This is a genomic window from Bradyrhizobium sp., from assembly GCF_030693485.1.
In the GTDB taxonomy this organism is placed as follows: Bacteria; Pseudomonadota; Alphaproteobacteria; order Rhizobiales; family Xanthobacteraceae; genus Bradyrhizobium.
Map to the genome: position 1 here is coordinate 1 of NZ_JAUYAN010000258.1, position 3,112 is coordinate 3,112.

5 protein-coding genes and 1 other RNA gene are annotated in these 3,112 nt (G+C 66.0%); all 6 read right to left on the reverse strand.

Annotated elements, in window-relative coordinates:
- Positions 1–497, reverse strand: a 497-nt coding sequence (locus Q8N40_RS19010) for a hypothetical protein (RefSeq protein ID WP_305712903.1), incomplete at its 3' end; no start/stop codon positions are given.
- A gap of 46 nt (positions 498–543) precedes the next feature.
- Positions 544–1,371 (reverse strand): TIGR00282 family metallophosphoesterase, encoded by an 828-nt coding sequence (locus Q8N40_RS19015; protein WP_305712904.1) that lies wholly within the window; start codon positions 1,369–1,371, stop codon positions 544–546.
- A 4-nt stretch (positions 1,372–1,375) separates the two neighbouring features.
- Positions 1,376–1,951 carry a 5-formyltetrahydrofolate cyclo-ligase gene (locus Q8N40_RS19020; protein ID WP_370870850.1) on the reverse strand — a complete coding sequence of 192 codons (576 nt, stop codon included), beginning with the start codon at positions 1,949–1,951 and terminating at the stop codon, positions 1,376–1,378.
- A gap of 66 nt (positions 1,952–2,017) precedes the next feature.
- A non-coding RNA gene (gene ssrS, locus Q8N40_RS19025) (6S RNA) lies at positions 2,018–2,178 on the reverse strand.
- A gap of 103 nt (positions 2,179–2,281) precedes the next feature.
- On the reverse strand, positions 2,282–2,665 hold the full coding sequence (locus tag Q8N40_RS19030) for a cell division protein ZapA (protein ID WP_305712905.1): 384 nt from the start codon (positions 2,663–2,665) through the stop codon (positions 2,282–2,284).
- Positions 2,662–2,982, reverse strand: a complete 321-nt coding sequence (locus Q8N40_RS19035; protein WP_305318681.1) for a DUF4164 domain-containing protein — start codon at positions 2,980–2,982, stop codon at positions 2,662–2,664. Before Q8N40_RS19035 ends, Q8N40_RS19030 begins: the two co-directional genes overlap by 4 nt.
- Positions 2,983–3,112: the final 130 nt, after the last annotated feature.

The window sequence follows — 3,112 nt, forward strand, 5'->3', positions numbered from 1 at the left end:
TAGAGATTGAAGCCGACCCGGCGCACCGCGAAATCGGCCTGCAGATGGCCCTCCGCCATCATCGCTCCGGCAGGCGCGAGGTAGAAACCATCCTCGCGATAGGGTCCGAGCACGGAAAACGTCACCGATCCATCGGCCACGCTGCTGCGCTGGCTGGACAGCTTTTTCAGTTGGGTCTGCTTGCCATTGGAATCGACATAGACGCGGCGCAGCGGCAGTTCGGCGGCGTCCTGCGTCACCACGCTGACCAGCACCAGCACGTGCTTGGCGAGCTTGCGGTATTCCTCGGCGTCGGCGGGCCAGCTGAAATCCACCGACGCGCCCCTCGCCGCGCCCTTCGGATTGGACTTCGCGGTTCGAAGCGCGGATTTCTCCAGCCGCTCGGTCATCTCGACCGACGTCACCGGATTCTGCGCCGCCGGCCGCTGCGTGAGCGTCTGCGCATGCGCGGCCGTGGCAAGAAATGCCGTCAGCATCCAGATCAGATCAACCCGCAAGCCATCCTCCTTGAGCGCGAGATCGCGAAAGCCGGTCTTCCTGCGCTCAACCTGTCATCCAGAACCCCGGCAGCGCCGTCTCCAGCCGGCCGCCGATCCGCACCGGCGCGACCTTGAGCGCGAGGCCCGTCGCATCGTCGGTCTCGACCGCGACGCCGCTCAGCGTGGCGACGCCACCGGCCGGTTCGAACCGGCCCGAGGGAATGCCGGTCGTGAAGCGCCGCAGCGGTTCTTCCTTCTGCATGCCGATGATCGAATCATAGTCGCCGGTCATGCCGGCGTCGGTCATGTAGGCGGTGCCGCCGGCGAGGATCTGGTGATCCGATGTCGGCACATGGGTGTGGGTACCGACCACGAGGCTGGCGCGGCCGTCGCAGAAGAATCCGATGCCCTGCTTTTCGCTCGATGCTTCGCAGTGGAAATCCACCACGACGGCATCGGCGGCTTCGCCCAGCGGACAGGCTTCGAGTTCGCGGTTGAGCACGGCGAAGGGGTCGTCGAACGGCGTCATGAAGACGCGGCCCATCGCGTTGATGACCAGCGCGCGCTTGCCGTTCTTGGTGTCGACCAAAGCCGCGCCGCGGCCCGGCGTGCCCTTCGGAAAATTAGCCGGACGAACCAGCCGCGGCGCGCGCTCGATGAACACCAGCGCCTCGCGCTGGTCCCAGGCGTGGTTGCCGAGCGTGACCGCATCGGCGCCGGCGTCGATGAATTCCTGGTAGATCGCCTCGGTGATGCCGAAGCCGCCGGCGGCGTTCTCGCCATTGACCACCACGAGATCGAGCGCCCAGTCGCGGATCATGCCCGGCAAGTGTTCTGCGACAGCGGTGCGGCCGGACCGGCCGACCACGTCCCCGACGAAAAGAATGCGCAATCCATCAACTCCGGAAATCGAATATCCCGGTTTCCGTTAGCACATAATCCAGCGGCACGTCGTGCGACAACGCCGGCACGGCCTCGATTTCCTGCGCCGCGAAGGCGAGGCCAATCGCCGTGATCGCCTTGGTCTTGCGCAAATGCGCCAGCGTGTAGTCGTAATGCCCGGCGCCATAGCCGATGCGATGCCCGAGCCGGTCGAACGCCGCCAGCGGCACCAGCATGATGTCGGGAACGAGTTCGGCCGCGGCCGGCGACGGCTCGAGAATGCCCAGCGGCCCCAGCATCAGCCTGTCGTCGGGCGACCAGGCCCGAAACGCCAGCGACTTGCCGCGCGCCATCACCGCCGGCAGCGCCAGCCGCGCGCCTTGGGCCGCGAGCATCCGCATCAGGGGCGCCGGATCGATCTCGCTGCGGATCGGCGAATAACCGGAGACGATGCTGCCTGGCGCGATCTCGATCGGCAGGCCGCGTTTGGCAACAGCCTTCGCCGCAGCCTCGCGCTTCTTGTCGCTCAATGCCTCGCGCTTCGCGAGAGCGGCGGTCCGCAGATCGGCCTTCGATCGGTCGGTCGGCAAAGCTGACATCCAGTGTTATGGACGCACACTCAAGGAAATAACCCGGCGGAAAAAAAACAAGAAAAGTGCGAAGCCGTAATGGCCGTTGAAGCACTCGATCCCGGAGTTCCCTACGAAAGTAGGTGGGCACCATATGACCGGATCCACGGACCCGGCCAGGGACAGTTCCCGGAAGGATCGATAAGGCCCCGGGGATATATGGCTTCTGACGCGCGACACAGCTTCGCCCCGCCAATGTAGCTACGATACGGCCAAACCGCCAGCCTTAACGGGAGGATCTGAGGCGATGCTTTCTTCACCCTCCCCTGGAGGGGGAGGGTAAGTGCGCGATCACCCGATCAGCACGCCGCCGCCGATGGTTCGGTTCAGCACATGGGTGGTCTTCTCGATCCGGTCGGCCGCGGAGTTCAGCGCGTTGACCACCGCGATCTGCGTCGCCTTGGCGCGATCCGCCGACACCGCGCGGACGTCGCGCAGGGCGTCGAGTTCCTCCTCGAGGTTGCGGATGCGCTGGCCGGCGTCAAGCAATTCGTCGCACACCGTCAGCGCCGCCATCACGGTGAGGCGCGCGTCGCCGATCTCGCCGAACTTGCCGCGCAGGCTCTGGATCCGCGTTTCCAGGCTCTCGGCGAGCTTCAACAGCCGCGACTCCTGGCCTTCCTCGCAGGCCATCCGGAATTGCCGGCCGTTGATGGTGACGTTGACATGGCTCATTCGCGGTCTCCGGGATCGAGTACGGAGCGGATGGTGCCGATCGCCGCATCCAGCCGTTCGGCGATCTCGCGATTGGCGCGCTCCAGCCGGCGCGACTTCACCAGCGATCCGTCGAGTTCGTCGGCGAGCCGCGACCGGTCGGCGCCGAGCGCCTGAATCCGCGCCGCCAACTCGTTCTCGTCGCGGTCGGCCTCGCGCCGGCGTTCGACCGCGCTTTCCAGCGAGTCGAGCGCCGACATCAGCCGCCGCGTCGCGGCGTCGATATCGGCGAAGACTGGCTCGGCGTTGCCGGGGCCGTTGGCAGGACGATCGCTCATGAGTGCCAGCACAGACCTCTGGTGAAGCCGGCCGGAGCGCAAAATCCGCGTTCCGGCAAGCGTTTAGGCGGCGAAATTTACGTGGCAAGCGAGGCCAGCGCAACGCCGCTTAGAAGCTATGCACCGCTAA

What these genes read in the sequence shown, in the direction of transcription:
- Q8N40_RS19030 (WP_305712905.1), bottom strand. Translation starts at nt 2,665, where the DNA reads ATGAGCCATGTCAACGTCACCATCAACGGCCGGCAATTCCGGATGGCC.
- Q8N40_RS19035 (WP_305318681.1), bottom strand. Translation starts at nt 2,982, where the DNA reads ATGAGCGATCGTCCTGCCAACGGCCCCGGCAACGCCGAGCCAGTCTTC.